The following is a 15,382-nucleotide window of genomic DNA, read 5'->3' as shown; positions in this document are numbered from 1 at the left end:
GTCGGCGGTAGATGTCGCAATCCACACCGAACCCAGAAGGCCCTCACCTGTTCAAGCACCCAGCACGCGTGTCACCAACGTCCCGGGACAGCACATCTAGGTCGTGTCAGGCGTACGTCGGGGTTGGTCACCCCTAGGCGTGGGCCGGTTGATCGCGCGCGACTAGGGGAGCTGGTACGGGCATGGTGGTTGACTCTGCTCGATCGGATGAGGGGTTCTCGTCGGCGGCGGTTACGCGGGTCATGGTTGCCGCGTGCCGGGCTGCGGGGCTCGGCGACAGAGGTGCGAAGTTGATCCGACTCGGCGAGAACGCACTGTTCCGGCTGGCTGAGGACCCGGTGATTGTGCGTGTGGCCCGGGGACGGGAGTGGCTGCCGACGGCTCAGAAGGAGGTTGCCGTTGCTCGGTGGTTGGAGGGGGAGGGGGTCCCTGCCGCGCGCATCGTGGAGGATCTTGAGCAACCGCGGCTGATTCACGGGCACCCTGTGACGTTCTGGCACCGGATCGTGGAGGGCGATAGAAAGCCTGCCTACGGGGAGCTGGGGGCCGTGCTGCATGACCTTCATTCGCTCTCGGTGCCGGCCGGGCTTGAGTTGCCTCGGTTTGACCCCTTTGGTAAGCAGGAACTGCGGATCGACCGTGCACCGATTCCCGAGGATGACAGGACGTTCCTGCGGAAGCGGTGGCGTGAGCTGCAAGACCGGTATGCGGACCTGCGGTTCGATACCCCCAAGGGGCCGGTGCACGGGGACGCCCACGTGCAGAACCTCATGGTGGACGATCGTGGGCAGGTGGTGCTGATCGACTTCGAGGCTTTCTGCTACGACCATCCTGAGTGGGATTTGATGGTCACCGCCGTTGAGCATCACAGCCTTCGGTGGCAGAGCGACGAGCAGTACGCCGACTTCGTCAGCGCCTATGGGCGAGACCTGTACGACTGGCCTGGGTGCGAGACACTGCGCGGTCTTCAGGAGTTCGGCATGACGACGTGGCTCATGCAGAACATCCGGGAGAAGGCGGCGGCAAGACGGTGTGGTGCCGCATGGATGTGGCCCAAGGAGCAGAGGTCGGCTCACCTCGTTGATCTCCGGGCCGTCGCCTCCCGAACACTCCTTCGCGATCAGGAGCGGAGCGACGGCCCGGACACCGGCCGGAGTCTGACCTCTCCGGCCCACGGGGCGCGGTCCCTTGCGAACTGTCTACCGGGTTCCCCACCCGGCCAAGGGGCCGCGCTTCACAACCTCATACCGAGACCGGACCACCCCCGCGCCTGGCAGCAACCGGGGTGGTCCGGGAGGGGACGAGCAATGCTCAAGACCTGTGGATCGGCCTCGGGTGGGCGCGCGGAGGGCGTACCTTCCCGAATGATCCTGTGATGGTCATCGAGTAGGCCGACGCTGCGAACGTCGGTCGGGAAGGCACGCCCGTGCTCACGGTAGTCAACGAAGACGGAACGACACCACACGGCTCCCTGATTGACGACATCGTCCGCGAGGGCGCGAGGCGGATGCTGGCCGCCGCTCTGGAAGCAGAAGTCAACGCCTACATATCCGAGTTGGCCGATCAGCGGGACGAATCCGGCCGCCGTCTGGTCGTGCGCAACGGCTTCCACCAGCCGCGGAAGGTGACGACCGCAGCCGGGGCGATCGAAGTGAAGGCTCCGCGGGTCAACGACAAGCGCGTCGACGAGGCCACCGGCGAGCGCAAGCGGTTCTCTTCGGCGATCCTGCCGCCCTGGGCCCGTAAGTCGCCGAAGATCAGCGAGGTACTGCCGCTGCTCTACCTTCACGGTCTGTCGTCCGGTGACTTCGTGCCCGCGCTGGAGCAGTTCCTCGGCTCCTCCGCCGGCCTCTCACCCGCGACGATCACACGGCTGACCGCGCAGTGGCAGGCCGACCACAAGGCGTTCATGGACCGCGATCTGTCCGCCACGGACTACATCTACGTCTGGGCTGATGGCGTTCACCTGCGCATTCGCCTGGAGGAAGCGAAGGCCGCCGTCCTAGTCATGATCGGCGTGCGGGCGGACGGCACCAAGGAACTGATCGCGATGACCGACGGCTACCGCGAATCTTTGGAGGCATGGGCAGCACTGATGCGGGACTGCGCCCGCCGGGGCATGCACGCCCCCGTCCTGGCCGTCGGCGATGGGGCGCTCGGCTTCTGGAACGCGTTGAACGAGGTGTTCCCCGAAACCCGTCACCAGCGGTGCTGGGTGCACAAGACCGCGAACGTGCTCGACGCGCTGCCGAAGTCGGCCCAGCCCGCGGCCAAGCGCGCGATCCAGGAAATCTACAACGCCGAGGACAAGGAGCACGCGGCCAAGGCCGTCGCAGCGTTCGCCAAGCAGTACGGGGCGAAGTACCCCAAGGTCGTCAAGCGGCTCACGGACGACGAGGAGGAGCTGCTGGCGTTCTTCGACTTTCCCGCCGAGCACTGGATCCATCTGCGGACCACGAACCCGATCGAGTCGACCTTCGCCGCCGTCCGGCTGCGCACCAAGGTCACCAAGGGTGCCGGCAGCCGGGCCGCCGCCCTCGCCATGGTCTTCAAGCTCATCGAGTCAGCCCAGGAACGCTGGCGGGCCGTGAACGCACCCCACCTCGTCGCCCTGGTCTGGGCCGGAGCCCGCTTCGAACGTGGCCACCTCGTCGAGCGCCCCGAGGCGGTGGCGGCGTGAACCGGCCCACCAGTGGCATGTTGCACCACGTCGAGCTGTGGGTGCCCAACCTCGACCGCGCGGTCGCCTCTCTCGGCTGGCTGCTGGAGACGCTGGGCCACACCCTCTTCCAGAGCTGGAACACCGGACGCAGTTGGCGGCTCGGGGCGACCTACCTGGTCCTTGAGCAGTCCCCGGCCCTCACCGCCGACCGGCACGACCGCTGCCGGCCTGGGCTGAACCACCTGGCCTTCCACGTCGAAGACGACACCGCGGTCGACCAGCTGGCCACCAACGCGACCCGGCACGGCTGGCATCTGCTGTTCCCCGACCGACACCCGCACGCCGGCGGCGCACAGCACTATGCCGCCTACCTGGAGAACGACGACGGCTTCGAGGTCGAACTCGTCGCGATCAACCCACCACAACACAACTGAGATCAACTGATCCACAGGTCTTGACGATTACTCGAGGGGACACAGCGTTCCCCGGTGCCCGATAGTACCGGGGTCGCTGTGCTGTCTACACGCCCCGGGCCACGAAGAGTTGACGATCCGTCGGTTAAGCGGATGGGAGTGGCCAAGTGACTGGCGCGGGTGAGGATTGGCTTCGTGACGACCTCGACGACATCGCGGACGCGGAGTCGGGTCTGTGGGTGCGGGGGGTCGATTACGTCGGGGGCTGGCGGTCGGCGCGTGAGTCTGCGGATCGGCTGAATCGTGCGCTCCTGGGCGCCGGCTTCGAGTCGTCCGCGGTGCGAGCCGTGGCATCGGCGGACGAGACGGGGCGCGGCGTGGTGCGCCTGGCGGGCTGGCCGGAGACGGCGGACCGGCTCGCCGTAGTCCAGGAGGCGCTGGCTGACCGTGACGGCTGTGCGCGGTGATGGGCGCCGTGGTGGGTGGGCGGTGCGGGTGGGCACGTCGTCGGGTAGAGAGACTTTGGGCGGGAGCTGCCATGGGGCGAGTGAACAGGGGGCCTTACGCTCGCCCGGCGAATCGGGCAGGCACTGGTCCTGCCCGCGTTTGTGCCCGATGGGCCCCCTGTTCTTCGAGGCTCGCCCCATGGTGGCTGCCTTAAAGTCTCGGAGCCCGGCGACCCTCAGCCGACCACGCCCCAGCCTCCGGCGGGCGGGCGTCGCCTCGACTCCTCGGCCGTGCTGCGGTGTGGGGCGTCGGGCGACCGGACGGGATCGGCGGTCACGCCGCATGCCCGGCCGGGGCGGCCGGGCGCCCCGGCGCGCCGCAGGCGCGCCCTTGAGGAAGTGAAGGTGGTTTCGACCGATCATCGTTGCCGGTCAGGTGTGGCGGCGTCGGGTGGGTTGTTTGTCGGCGGTGATCCGGTAGGCGGCTTCGGCGCGGTCGGCTCCGATGCGGAGTTCTTCGAGGATCAGCGGCCGGTCGTCGGTGCCGTGCGTGATGCGGGACAGGTGCAGGATCGGGGTCGCATCCGGGAGCTGGAGCGTGACGCGCTCGTCGGGCACCGGCATACGGGCGCGCACCGTCTCCGACCACCACAGCTTGTGCCCCGCCTTGGCGAGCACCGTGTAGACGGCTGTCTGCTGCTGGCCAGGCTCCTTGGCGAGTGCCGGCACACTCTCGGCGACCTCGAAAGGGATCAGCATCCGGTGCATCGCCCGGGTGCCCGCGGCGGCGTCGGACAGGAGACGGTCACAGCCGAACAGCTCCTCTTCCTCGCCCAGACCGAGGAGTCGCCCAGTCGCCTTCGTCGTGCGCGTGCGGTGCACGCTCGGTTCCTCGGCCTCGTCCCAGACGTCGCCGCCGGGCATCACGAACTTTCCGCCAGGGGCGTGCTGGATGCGGCGGTCAAGGGCGAGTGTGGGGTGCCCGTCGGAGCGTACGAAGCTGCCCTTGCCGTGCCGGACATCGACCAGACCTTCCGCGCGCAGGGCTGCGATGGCGTTGCGGACGGTGGGGCGGGACACCTCGTAGCGGGCCATGAGCTGGGCTTCGGACGGCAGCAGGGACTCGGGGGCGAACTCGCCCGACAGGATCGCTTCCCGGATGGCTGCGGCCACCTGTTGGTAGAGGGCTCCGGGGCGCTGGATCTCCGTCATCTCAACATCTCCGGTCTGGTGTCGTAGACACGTCGCACGCGCGACATCACTCGTCAGCATAAGTACTTGCACTCTCACCGTACAGAACTCCATAGTCATAACTCGTAAGGACAAGTGACGTCCGGATAGGTCGGGCGCCCTCGACGGCCAGGGAGGCCACAGAACATGCAGTCCATTCCCGTGGACACGACGCGGCTCGGCGTACTGCGCTGCGCCATCGCGCCGGAAGCAAAGCTCAGCAACCCCGAGACACAGGAGGTGAAGAAGGACCGGGACGGCAACCCGGTCTATACCGTCGCGGTGACCGTGCGGCAGGACCGGCGGCGGATCTCCGTCATCGAGATCGCCGTGAGCGGCGAGCCCAAGGGCATCCAAGAGGGCCAGATCGTCAAGGTCACCGGCCTGACCGCGTTCGCCTGGGCGATGGGCGACCGGCACGGCATCAGCTTCCGCGCCGACGCCATCACCCCCATCTCCGGTACGGCGACGACTCAGGACAAGGGCGGTGACGCCTGATGGGACCTCTCCTCCTCGCCTTCGCCCTGGCGGTAGTGGCCTGGCTTCTGGTCGTCGGTGACCTGGTGCGCCGGCATCGTCCGGCCTGGCACTGGTACCTCACCGGATACCCGGCGGCGGCCTGGCGGGTGGTGTTCACCTGGCGGCGGGTCGCCCTGCTCAACGACCTCGCAGTATCCCGGCTCCCCGCCCGGACGCTGGTCGGGCATCTGCTGGTCAAGGGCGACCCGGTGCGGCCGGTGGCTCCGCGGATCTCCTTCCCGCGCGCCGCCCGCATGGGGCTGAGCGTGGTGGTGCGGCTGCACGCGGGCCAGACCCCGGCCACATACATGCAGGCGGCTGACGCCCTGGTCCACGCGTGGAAGGTCCACGCGGTCCGGGTGACCTCGCCGGAACGCGGCCTCGTGCTGCTGACCGCCACGGCCACAGACCCGCTGGAGCGGCCCGGCTTAGCCAGCGCACCGGCCGAACTGCTCTCCGCCCTCATCGGCGCGCTGGAGACGGGCGGGGCGTGGGTGATGAACCTGCGCCTGGTCCCGCACTGGCTCATCGCCGGGGCCACCCGCTCCGGCAAGTCCGCCCTCCTCGCCCGGCTCATCACCCAACTCGCACCCCAACCCGTCGCGCTGGTCGGCATCGACTGCAAGGGCGGCATGGAACTCGGCCTCTTCACCGAACGGCTCAGCGCACTCGCCACATGCAGGCGCGAAGCAGTCGCCGTGCTGACTGCTCTGGTGGTCGACATGCAGGACCGCATGAACGCCTGCCGCACGGCCGGGGTCCGCTCGATCTGGGAGCTGCCGGACAAGCTCCGCCCGGTGCCGGTCGTGGTCCTGGTCGACGAGATCGCGGAACTGTACCTGTCCGACGGCACCCGCCAGAGCAAGGCGGAAGCAGAGCAGTGCTCCACGCTCCTGCTGCGGCTGGCGCAGCTCGGCGCCGCACTCGGCCTGCACCTGGTCGTGGCCGGCCAACGCGTCGGCTCCGACCTCGGCCCCGGCGTCACCGCCCTGCGCGCCCAGCTCGGCGGCCGGATCTGCCACCGCGTCAACGACCCCGGCACCGCAGAAATGACCCTCGGCGACCTCAACAAGGACGCCGTAACCGTCGCTCAAGCCATCACGGCCCAGGAACGCGGCGTGGCTGTCTGCACTGGACCTGACGGCGGCTGGGCGCGTGCCCGCTCCCACCTCACCTCGACCGATGAGGCCGTGGCCACGGCCCGGAAGCACTCCGGCATGACTCCCGAACTCCCCGCCATCGACCGCGCCCTGGTGGCGCTGGAAGGAGACGGCAAGTGATCAGCGAACGTACGGCGTTCGGCTTCGCGGTGGTCTTCGGGATCATCACCGTCCTCCTCGTCCGCTCCCGCGACGTACGCGGCTGGGAAGCGGTCTGCGTCGGCCTCTTCGGCCTCTACCTCGGACAGACCCCCGTCCTGTTCACCATCCATGGCCTCGTCACCTGGGTCATCAGCGGCTTCTCCCACACCTGAGAGACAAGGACCCCATCGCATGACCATGCGCCGCGTGAGGTGCCCCCACTGCAAGGGCGACGGAGCCCGCAAAACCTGGACCGGACGACTGCGCCGCTGCCGCGTCTGCCGTGGCACCGGCACCATCCGCTAACCCCACCACCCCGACCAGGAGTAATCCCCATGAACGACGACGCGCCACCACCCACCATCCCGGCCGCTGCGGCGGCCCACCCCGGAAGGTCACCCCCATCACCCCGCACCCCACCACCCCGGCCGACCGGTGCGCCGCCCTCGACCACGCGGCGCGCCTGCGTCACCTCCCCGAAGCAGACCGAGACGCCCTCCGCATCGCCCAAGACCCCGACTTCCCCCGCTGGCTGCAACAGATCACCGCCACCAGCGGCTGCGCCCACCCCGTCCACCTCTCCGGCCACACCACCACCCTGGACAACGCGACCGGCGAGATCCTCCACCACTACGACACCCGCAACGAACCCGGCGAACGCCTCCTCGTCCGCTGCCGCAACCGCCGCGCCACCATCTGCCCCGCCTGCTCCCGCCTTCACGCGGGAGACACCTTCCACCTCGTCCGCGCGGGACTGACCGGCGGCAAGAACGTCCCCGCCACTGTGCGCACGCGGCCTCGCCTCTTCGTCACCCTCACCGCCCCCTCCTTCGGACCGGTACACCGCGTGGGCACAACGTGCCGCCCCCGCCGTGACGGCGGTGCCTGCGAGCACGGCCGTCCCCTCGGCTGCCACACCGTCCACGCCCCGGCTGACCCGCTGGTCGGCCAACCTGTCTGCCCGGACTGCTACGACTACACCGGCCACGTCCTCTGGCACGCGCACGCTGCCAAGCTGTGGGACCGGTTCGTCATCGACGTCCGCCGCCGCCTCGCCTCCTCGGCCGGCATCGTGCAGTCGCGCTTCGCCCGGCACGCCCGGTTGTCCTTCGCTCGTATCGCCGAGTACCAGAAGCGAGCGGCCGTCCACGTGCACGCTGTGATCCGCCTCGACGGCCCGGACGGTCCCACCGACGAACCCCCGCCCTGGGGCACCCCTGACCGGCTCACCCGCGCCGTGCACGCGTCCGCCCAGCGGGTGACCGTCCGCACTCCCTACAGCCCGGCCGTAGGCGAACTGGATATGACCTGGGGTACTCAGACCGACGTCCGCGCCCTGCACGCCGACGCTGACGGCCCCGACGACGACGCCGTGGCCGCGTACGTCGCGAAGTACGTCACCAAAGGCACCGACGAGACCGGCGCCGGCACCGACCATAAGGTCACCACCAGGGACGACATCGACACGGCCCCCGTCAGCCGACACGTCCGCACCCTCATGCACACCTGCTGGCGACTCGGCGGCCTCCCCGAATACGCACCGCTGCGCCTACGTACCTGGACCCACACCCTCGGCTACCGGGGCCACATCCTCACGAAATCCCGCGTCTACTCCACCACCTACGCCGCACTACGTGCCGAACGCGCCCACCACGTCGGCCACACCGACATCCCCGACGCGATCACAGACGCGCATTGGCGCTATGTCGGCTCCGGCCACACACCGGGCGCCGCTCTCATCGCTGCCGGAGTCGCTGAAGACCTCGCGGAGTCTCGGCGCCTCAGCGCAGAAGCCAGCCGACAGGGGGGTGGGTTCAATAACTCCCTTGCCCAAGCTTGAGCCTGCGACCAGCGAAGCGATGCCTTTGATCGACAGCGAGATCGTGATCGTGGGCGAGGACGGTGCGGAAGAACCGTTTGACCCTGCTGCATGGTTCGAGTAACCGACGAAGCCGCCTCCCTCAGATGACGGGAAGGCGGCTTCGTTCGTGCGCGGGCTGGATCAGAAGGCTTGCGCGAAGTCGTCCTCTCGGATCACGAGTCGCTCGCGTACGTCCTTCGGGATCAGTAGGCGGAGGTGCACCTTCGGGGCTCGGACCTTCGGCACCTTCGTGCGGGTCACTTCGCAGCGGATCCCTACCCGGTACAGGTCCGCGGACATGGCCTCCATGCCGCCTTCCTGCCAGTGCTCACGGAAAGTCTTGCCGCCGTGGACGTTGACCCACCGATCCTTCGCGGTCTCGGGGTCGATCGCTTCGAGCTCACTGATGAGCTTGTCCAACGTTGCTTCCGCCTGCTCCTTCGTGAACCGTGTCTTCGTGTACCGGCCCCCAGGTTCGAGATCCTTCATGTACAGCGCGGTGGTCTCTTGAAGCCGCTTGATCTCCTTGCGGGCCTCGGCACCCTCTGCGTACTGGCGAACCTGCACGGGGAAGTCCCCAAGGACCTTGAGCACGTCCTCCACCAGGCGCTCGTAGACCCGCTCGGGGTTGGGCGCTCCGAGTCCGCCGCTCTTGCAATTGCGGCACCGCAGGTACTGGTAGGTCCCGTACGTGTTGTTCGTGATCTGCACGGTCATGTTCGTCTTGCAGTCGGCGCACAGGAGGACTCCGAGAAACTGGGTCACACCCCCGACACGGCGCGGCGGCTGGTTCTTCTTGCGCTTGTCGAGAGCGGCGCCGAGGGTCTCGAACTCCTCCTCAGTAAAGAGGGGAGGGGCGACCTTGATCGGCCTGCCGTCCTTGCCGAGGAGCGGCTTCGATCGTCGCTGCCCGCCGTTTTTGTCCTCTTCTACCCGGTAGCCGAGGAGTGCGGGGTTGCGCAGGCGGCGTTGGAGCGTTGCCACGGTGAGCCCTTGGGTCATCAGGCCGGACCGCTTCAGGCAGCGCACCATGAAGCCGGCGGAGCGTCCCCGCAACGCCATGCGACGGGCCCAGTGCAGCGCCTTGGCCGCCTCGGGGTCGATGACGAGAACGACCTTCCCCGTGTCGTCCTCGTCCGTGACGTATCCGTACGCCGGCTTCCCGATGATCCAGTCTTCCTGCGACTTCGCGTAGTCCCACAGGCTCGCGACGCGGGTCGAGGTGTTGGCCGCCTCGATCTCGGCGATGCCGCCGATGATCGTGACCATGATCTTTCCGGCGGTCGTCGTGAGGTCGAGGCTGTCGTTCTTCGAGACCAGGTTCTTCCCGCGCTTCAGGCTCCACTCGATCATCGTCGAGAGATCGGAGAGGCGCCGTACGAAGCGGTCGAGCTTCCAGAACAAGAGCTCGTCGAACTCGGGGGAGCGGTTGTTCAGCCACTCCCCGAGCTCCTTCCGCTTCCACGGCGGAACCTTCGTCGCCGACACGTTCAGGTCGGAGGCGACGCCGACGACTCGGCACCCTCGCTCCCTGGCCAGGATGCGGAGATCGAGCTCCTGCCGTACCGGCGACGTCGTGTCGTCTGTCAGTACGGACAAGCGGATAGATAAGAGCGCCCGGGGTGCGTCCTGGGGGAGTAAGGCCTCAGCCCGTTTGAGCTCCTCCAACAGGGCAAGGTCGGCTTCGGTCCACTCGGCTTCCACGCTGTAGGCCGCTCGGTCTGCCGCGAGTCGGCGCTGTCCTCGTTTCCTCATGTCAGACAGCGTGGCGCAGTTCGCGGGCGGTTTTAAGCGTTTTTCCATATGTTCGGCGATGGACACGGAGATCCAGATCGGCCCGACCGGTAAGAAGCTGCTGCCGTTGACGGTCAAGAAGTCCGACTGACCAGCGGAAACGTGAGGCCTGGGACGAGCGAGCCGCTCCACCGCATCGCTGACGCTGTGGCTGACATCACGGAGTCGGACGCGGTGGCGGTGCTGAGGCCGCTGGGCTTGCGGAAGGATCGGCGGCAACCGGCGAAGGAGACACTGAGAACGCCGCTGCCGCCGCCCGTCGCGCCTTCGGACGTATCGCTGGACGTGGAGTGGGTGTGAGGCCGAAGAGGGACCTGCGGTGTCCTGACGGCAGGATTTTGGTCCGGTGGCCCTGTCCCCAGGGCGGGAGAGACGCCACCTGAACGCGCGGTTGCCGGCTGCGGCCCCCCATCGTGGCCCGATGGGGCGCCGGTGAAGTGGGGATCTGCGTCGGTGCGGCGAGTCGCGCCTTCCCACGAAATCCGGTGGAGTCTCAGCGGCCGGAAGTGGTTGGGTCCTGCTCAATGCTTCGCTGACACGGCGCGGCACAGTGCGAGGCGCAAGGCCCGAATCGCAGGCGCGGTCTCGCCCGCGTGCCGTCGAGTGATGGAGGTATCGCGGTGGCTGGTTATGGGGCGCTTTCCGACGTATACGAGTGGCTGATCGGGGACGACAGGTTGACCCCCGCCAAGGCAGCCGCGGTTTACTACAGCGATGTTGTGGGCTCTCTGCCGCCCGACGCGCGCGTCCTCGACTGCGCGTGTGGAACCGGCCAGCTCGCCGTCGGTCTCGCGAGTCTTGGCCTTGACGTGGTCGCCGCAGACGCCAGCAGCGGGATGGTTCGCCGAACCGAGAAGGCCGCCGACGAGCAGGGTGTCTCGCTTCGAGCCCTCCGCGCGAGCTGGGACGAGCTGCCCGACCACCTGGAGGACTCCACGTTCGACCTGGTGTTCTGCGTCGGCAACTCGCTCGGGCACGCCGAGGGCGCAGCCGGGCGACTGAGCGCACTGGAGGCGATGTCGCGGCTGCTGAATCCGGGCGGACGCCTCGTGCTCACGTCACGCAACTGGGAGCTCGTGCGCTCCGCCGGCTCACGGGTAGACGTCCGCGATCGACTCATCCGCCGCAACGACCGCGATGCGGTCGTCAGCTACTACTGGCAGATCGAGCAGCGCTGGGAGCAGGAACACTTCCTCGAGATCGTGGTCGCCCAGATCGAGCCGGATGGGGCAGTGCGAGCCTGCTCGGAGCGGTTGTCCATCTGGCCCTACCGGTACGAGGACCTCGTGGCGCAGTTGCGCAGTGTCGGGCTCACGGTGCAGTCCACCACGTTCGACCCCGAGAGCGATGGATACCTGGTGGTCGCCAGCCGCGACCAGGCGCGAGGCACGTCTGAGTCGGTGCGCTGATCCGCCTTTCGTCGACTTCGAAGGCTTGGTGCGGCTGCCTGAGCTGAGCGAGGCGCCCGTTGCGGTCCCGGAGGATGTCGTACAGGTCGGCGACGACCTCATGGTCGTCGTCACGGACATCGACCGCGAGCGACGCCGGCTGTCGCTTTCGCTGCGACGAGCCTGAGCGGTTGCGGTGCGGGCCACGGCTGCTGTCGCTTGAGCGGCGCTCTCGGCTCGCGGTGGGCCTTCCCGCTTCCTAGCGTGGTGGTATTCGCTACGGAGGAGGCGGACATGGCATCGAGTGAGCCGCCTGCGGACGGATCCCCGGCGAGCGGTCCGCAGTGGGGAAGCCGGGGGGACACTCGCCCTCCAGGGCAGTGGACCTCTCCTCCTGATCCGCCACGCCGTCAACGGCGGGGGCGCGGCTGTCTGTGGGGATGTGCCGGTGCCTTCGCCGCGGTGGTCGTCGTCATCGTGATCGTGCTGGTGATCGCGACTGGGGGCAGCGACGAGAGCACCACACCCGCGCCCGGCAGGACCACCGCCGAGAACACGGCGCAGGAGACGGGGCAGGAACCCCGGGGTGACGGCGAGCGAGAGGACCTCGTCAGCTTCCAGTTGGAGGACCGCTCAGAGGCCGGCATCACCAACATCTGGCTCACCTGGACGATCAAGAACAGCAGCAGCGAGAAGTCCGACTACTCATGGGACTGGGAAGCGGTCGACGCCGACGGCACCCGAGTGGAGAACGGCTCTCAACTGGAGACCGACGTACAACCCGGCCAGACCGCCCGGGGCGAGTACCCCACGACGCTCAAGAGCACGAAGGACATCGAACTCAACATCACCAGCTTCAATCGCACCGCCGGCTACTGACGGCCTGCGGCAGTTGGTGTCGGTCGACGCCGTGGGATCCGAACCGGGTCGCGTGGCGTCTTCATGGGCATGGTGGATCTGGAGAAGGCGCCCGGGGTGGGTCCGCGGGAGGAAGCGGTGCGGCGGTCGGATGCCGAGGGGTGTCTGGTCGTGGCGATCCGGATTCCGGTGCGGATCGTGGTCCTGGTGCTGGTCGTGCCGGTGCGGATGGTGTGGGACGCGCTGGTCGTCGCCGGGCGGGTGCTGCGGGACACGGTGCTGCGGCCGTTCGGGCGGGCGCTGGCGTGGCTCGGGTGGGCCGTCTTCGTGTGGCCGCTGGTCGGGGTGTGGCGGTATGTCCTCGTGCCGCTGGCCAAGGGGGTCGGGTGGCTCGGGAACGTGCTGCTCGTCGTACCGGCGGTGTGGGTGTACCGGTGGCTGCTGACGCCGGTCGGGCACGGGCTCGCCTGGTTCTTCGCGGGGGTGGGCGCCGTGTTCGCCGCCGTCGGGCGGGGGTTGTACGCCGGTCTCGCCTGGCTCGCGCGGTATCTCGTCGTCGTACCGGCGGCGTGGCTCTACGCCTGGGTGCTGACGCCGGTCGGGCACGCGCTCGCCTGGTGCGGCCGGGGACTGGCCTGGTGCGGCAGGGGGCTCGTCTGGTGCGGCGGAGGGCTCGTCTGGTGCCTGGGCATGGTCGTCACCGGCGTGGGCACGGTCCTGTACTGGATCGTCCGGGTGCTGCTGGTGCTGCCCGCCCTCGCGCTGTGGCGGTGGGTGCTCACGCCGGTCGGCCGGGTGCTCGCCGTCATCGGTAGGGAGGTCTGGGACGCCCTCGGGCACGCCTGGCGGATCGCGGGGTACGTCTCGCGCGCCGTCGGGCGGTTCCTCGGCGCTCTCTTCCGGTGGACCGTCGCCGAGCCGGCGCGATGGGCGTACCGGAGCGTTCTGACGCCGGTGGGGCACGCCGTGCGGGACGGCGTGCTGCGGCCGCTCGCCGAGGGCGCGCGCGGCGTGGGGCGGGCGGCCCGGCAGGCGCTCGACTCCGCCCGGCTGTCCGTGCGGCAGGCCCGCGCCGATGTGCGCCGGATGCTTTTCGGGGAGCCGGCGAAGGCGCTGCCGGTGGCCCGGCGGGAACCATCCGCGGCCGAGGCACGTACTCTTGGTAGCAGTACGACCGCTCTCACGAAGGACTGAACGACACTGGGCAAGCGACAGCCCGAAGGCCCGCCGCCCGTACCCGCGGTGCAGCGCATCCGACTGCGTTACACCAAGCGCGGCCGCCTCCGGTTCACCAGCCACCGTGACTTCCAGCGCGCCTTCGAGCGTGCCCTGCGCCGCGCCGAGGTGCCCATGGCGTACTCGGCGGGGTTCACGCCGCACCCGAAGGTGTCGTACGCCAATGCCGCACCCACCGGCACGGGCAGTGAGGCGGAATACCTGGAGATCGCGCTCACCGAAGCGCGCGATCCGGAGCGGCTCAGGCTGCTTCTCGACGAGTCGCTGCCCACCGGGCTCGACATCGTGGAGGCGGCCGAGGCCCGGACCTCCGGACTCGCCGACCGGCTGACGGCTTCCGTGTGGGAGCTGCGGCTGACCGGTGTGGAGCCCGCGGAGGCCGAACACGCCGTGGCGGCCTTCAACGCGGCCTCGGACGTGGAGGTCCAGCGCAGGACCAAGAACGGCGTCCGTACCTTCGACGCCCGCTCCGCCGTCGCGCACCTCGAGAGCGTCACCACGTACGGTTCGCCGGCTGATAGGCCGACCGACCAGCCCTGTGCGATACTGCGGCTGGTTGTTCGGCACGTGACGCCTGCCGTACGACCCGACGACGTCCTGTCCGGTCTTCGCGCCGTGGCCGACCTGGCGCCGCCGGTCCCCGCAGCGGTGACCAGGCTGGCGCAGGGGCTGTTCGATGAAGAGACCGGTGCGGTGACCGACCCGCTCGCGCCCGACCGCGAGGCAGAAGCGCCCGAGCCGCAACCGGCCGCCGCTTCCGCCGTCGCGAAGGCGCCGGCGTAAGGAAGGTTCCGCTCAGGGACGGATGTCGTAGCGCCGCCCTCGAACTCGGGAGCCACCTGGGTCGGGCAGCGCACCGACCACAAGACTTTCGCCAGGCCGTACACGACAAGGGGTACGGAACCGGCGAGACAAGACACGGAGAGCTTCCGAGCGGCGCCCGCGCCCCGGACGGCGGCGACCGCGCATCGCGCGAGCCGCGGACGTCACCGGCGGTCGACTTGATCGATGCCGGACCAGGCGCGGCGCCCGGGAGCCTGACGGGAGAAACCCCCGCATGCTCGAACCGACCGAACCCACAGAGTCCTCGACCACCTCGACGGGCTCCGAATCGAACACCCCCAGTGACACCCTGCCGCCGCGCCGTCGGCGCAGGGCCGCGTCCCGCCCGGCGGGCCCGCCGTCCGGTGCTCCCGAGACGCAGGCGGAGACCGTCGCGCCGGCCGAGGTGACCGGCGAGGCCGAAGAGGCGGAAGAGGTGGAAGCCGAGGCCGCCGCCGAGGTGACCGCGGCGCCCGAGGCGGCTCCGGAGCCCGCGTCCGCGGGCCGCCCGCGGCGCCGTGCGGTGCGCCGTGCCTCCGCGCCCGCCGGGGCCCCGACGCCGGCAGAGACGGCCGAGACCGTCGTACCGGCGTCCACCGCCGCCGAGGCCGAGGCGCCCGCGGCCGCTGAGGCCCCCGCGCCCGCCGAGGACGCCGCTCCGCGCCGTACCCGGCGTCGTGCCACGCGCAGTGTGACCGCGCCGACCGAGACGGTCGCCGAGGAGGCGTCCGCCACTCCGGTGACGGCCGCCGCGCCCGCAGCCGCCGAGGCCGAGGCGCCCGCGGCCGCTGAGGCCCCCGCGCCCGCCGAGGACGCCGCCCCGCGCCGTACCCGGCGTCGTGCCACGCGCAG

At 69.4% G+C, this 15,382-nt stretch carries 15 protein-coding genes and 2 pseudogenes; 15 read left to right on the top strand and 2 right to left on the bottom strand.

Going from position 1 to position 15,382, the window contains the following annotated elements:
- Positions 1 to 182 precede the first annotated feature (182 nt).
- The 4 genes and pseudogenes from ACFCZF_RS39765 to ACFCZF_RS39750 all read left to right on the top strand — a co-directional run.
- A pseudogene (locus ACFCZF_RS39765) lies at positions 183 to 1,013 on the top strand (phosphotransferase enzyme family protein); the annotation flags it as partial.
- A gap of 413 nt (positions 1,014 to 1,426) precedes the next feature.
- Entirely contained in the window at positions 1,427 to 2,680 is a 1,254-nt protein-coding gene (locus ACFCZF_RS39760) for an IS256 family transposase (protein WP_376675808.1), read from the top strand.
- A gap of 17 nt (positions 2,681 to 2,697) precedes the next feature.
- Entirely contained in the window at positions 2,698 to 3,096 is a 399-nt protein-coding gene (locus ACFCZF_RS39755; RefSeq protein ID WP_376675811.1) for a VOC family protein, read from the top strand.
- 146 nt (positions 3,097 to 3,242) lie between these two features.
- Positions 3,243 to 3,542: a hypothetical protein gene (locus ACFCZF_RS39750; protein WP_376675807.1), complete on the top strand. Its 300-nt coding sequence runs from the start codon at positions 3,243 to 3,245 to the stop codon at positions 3,540 to 3,542.
- Between the two features lie 411 nt (positions 3,543 to 3,953).
- On the opposite strand, the gene ACFCZF_RS39745 is transcribed toward ACFCZF_RS39750, so the two are convergent.
- Positions 3,954 to 4,733 (bottom strand): GntR family transcriptional regulator, encoded by a 780-nt coding sequence (locus tag ACFCZF_RS39745; protein ID WP_376675806.1) that lies wholly within the window; start codon positions 4,731 to 4,733, stop codon positions 3,954 to 3,956.
- Positions 4,734 to 4,898: 165 nt separating this feature from the next.
- Here ACFCZF_RS39745 and ACFCZF_RS39740 point away from each other — a divergent pair, with 165 nt between their 5' ends.
- The 4 genes from ACFCZF_RS39740 to ACFCZF_RS39725 all read left to right on the top strand — a co-directional run bounded on the left by ACFCZF_RS39740 (position 4,899) and on the right by ACFCZF_RS39725 (position 8,411).
- Positions 4,899 to 5,249, top strand: coding sequence for a hypothetical protein (locus ACFCZF_RS39740; protein ID WP_376675805.1), 351 nt, complete (start codon positions 4,899 to 4,901; stop codon positions 5,247 to 5,249).
- A complete protein-coding gene (locus tag ACFCZF_RS39735) occupies positions 5,249 to 6,550 on the top strand; it encodes an FtsK/SpoIIIE domain-containing protein (protein WP_376675804.1) in 1,302 nt (433 codons plus the stop codon). The genes ACFCZF_RS39740 and ACFCZF_RS39735 overlap by 1 nt, the downstream gene beginning before the upstream one ends.
- Positions 6,547 to 6,744, top strand: coding sequence for a hypothetical protein (locus ACFCZF_RS39730; protein ID WP_376675803.1), 198 nt, complete (start codon positions 6,547 to 6,549; stop codon positions 6,742 to 6,744). Before ACFCZF_RS39735 ends, ACFCZF_RS39730 begins: the two co-directional genes overlap by 4 nt.
- 290 nt (positions 6,745 to 7,034) lie before the next feature.
- The gene (locus ACFCZF_RS39725) at positions 7,035 to 8,411 is read left to right on the top strand and encodes a replication initiator (RefSeq protein WP_376675810.1); all 1,377 of its coding nucleotides are present in this window, start codon (positions 7,035 to 7,037) and stop codon (positions 8,409 to 8,411) included.
- A 162-nt stretch (positions 8,412 to 8,573) separates the two neighbouring features.
- On the opposite strand, the gene ACFCZF_RS39720 is transcribed toward ACFCZF_RS39725, so the two are convergent.
- Positions 8,574 to 10,136: a recombinase family protein gene (locus ACFCZF_RS39720; RefSeq protein WP_376675809.1), complete on the bottom strand. Its 1,563-nt coding sequence runs from the start codon at positions 10,134 to 10,136 to the stop codon at positions 8,574 to 8,576.
- A gap of 49 nt (positions 10,137 to 10,185) precedes the next feature.
- Here ACFCZF_RS39720 and ACFCZF_RS39715 point away from each other — a divergent pair, with 49 nt between their 5' ends.
- From ACFCZF_RS39715 to ACFCZF_RS39685, 7 genes and pseudogenes are all read left to right on the top strand, one after another.
- Positions 10,186 to 10,317, top strand: coding sequence for a hypothetical protein (locus ACFCZF_RS39715; protein WP_376675812.1), 132 nt, complete (start codon positions 10,186 to 10,188; stop codon positions 10,315 to 10,317).
- Positions 10,318 to 10,846: 529 nt separating this feature from the next.
- Complete coding sequence (locus ACFCZF_RS39710) at positions 10,847 to 11,635, top strand: class I SAM-dependent methyltransferase (RefSeq protein ID WP_376675802.1); 789 nt, start codon at positions 10,847 to 10,849, stop codon at positions 11,633 to 11,635.
- 28 nt (positions 11,636 to 11,663) lie between these two features.
- Positions 11,664 to 11,801, top strand: coding sequence for a S1 RNA-binding domain-containing protein (locus tag ACFCZF_RS39705; RefSeq protein WP_376675801.1), 138 nt, complete (start codon positions 11,664 to 11,666; stop codon positions 11,799 to 11,801).
- 275 nt (positions 11,802 to 12,076) lie between these two features.
- The gene (locus ACFCZF_RS39700) at positions 12,077 to 12,493 is read left to right on the top strand and encodes a hypothetical protein (RefSeq protein WP_376675800.1); all 417 of its coding nucleotides are present in this window, start codon (positions 12,077 to 12,079) and stop codon (positions 12,491 to 12,493) included.
- 63 nt (positions 12,494 to 12,556) lie between these two features.
- The gene (locus tag ACFCZF_RS39695; protein ID WP_376675799.1) at positions 12,557 to 13,666 is read left to right on the top strand and encodes a hypothetical protein; all 1,110 of its coding nucleotides are present in this window, start codon (positions 12,557 to 12,559) and stop codon (positions 13,664 to 13,666) included.
- A gap of 48 nt (positions 13,667 to 13,714) precedes the next feature.
- Positions 13,715 to 14,491, top strand: a complete 777-nt coding sequence (locus ACFCZF_RS39690; protein ID WP_376675798.1) for a TIGR03936 family radical SAM-associated protein — start codon at positions 13,715 to 13,717, stop codon at positions 14,489 to 14,491.
- Between the two features lie 274 nt (positions 14,492 to 14,765).
- Positions 14,766 to 15,382 (top strand): annotated as a pseudogene (locus ACFCZF_RS39685) (ribonuclease E/G); the annotation flags it as partial.

The sequence above is a fragment of the Streptomyces sp. NPDC056296 genome (assembly GCF_042268605.1).
GTDB lineage: Bacteria > Actinomycetota > Actinomycetes > Streptomycetales > Streptomycetaceae > Streptomyces.
This window is presented reverse-complemented; position numbering and strand designations above follow the sequence as displayed.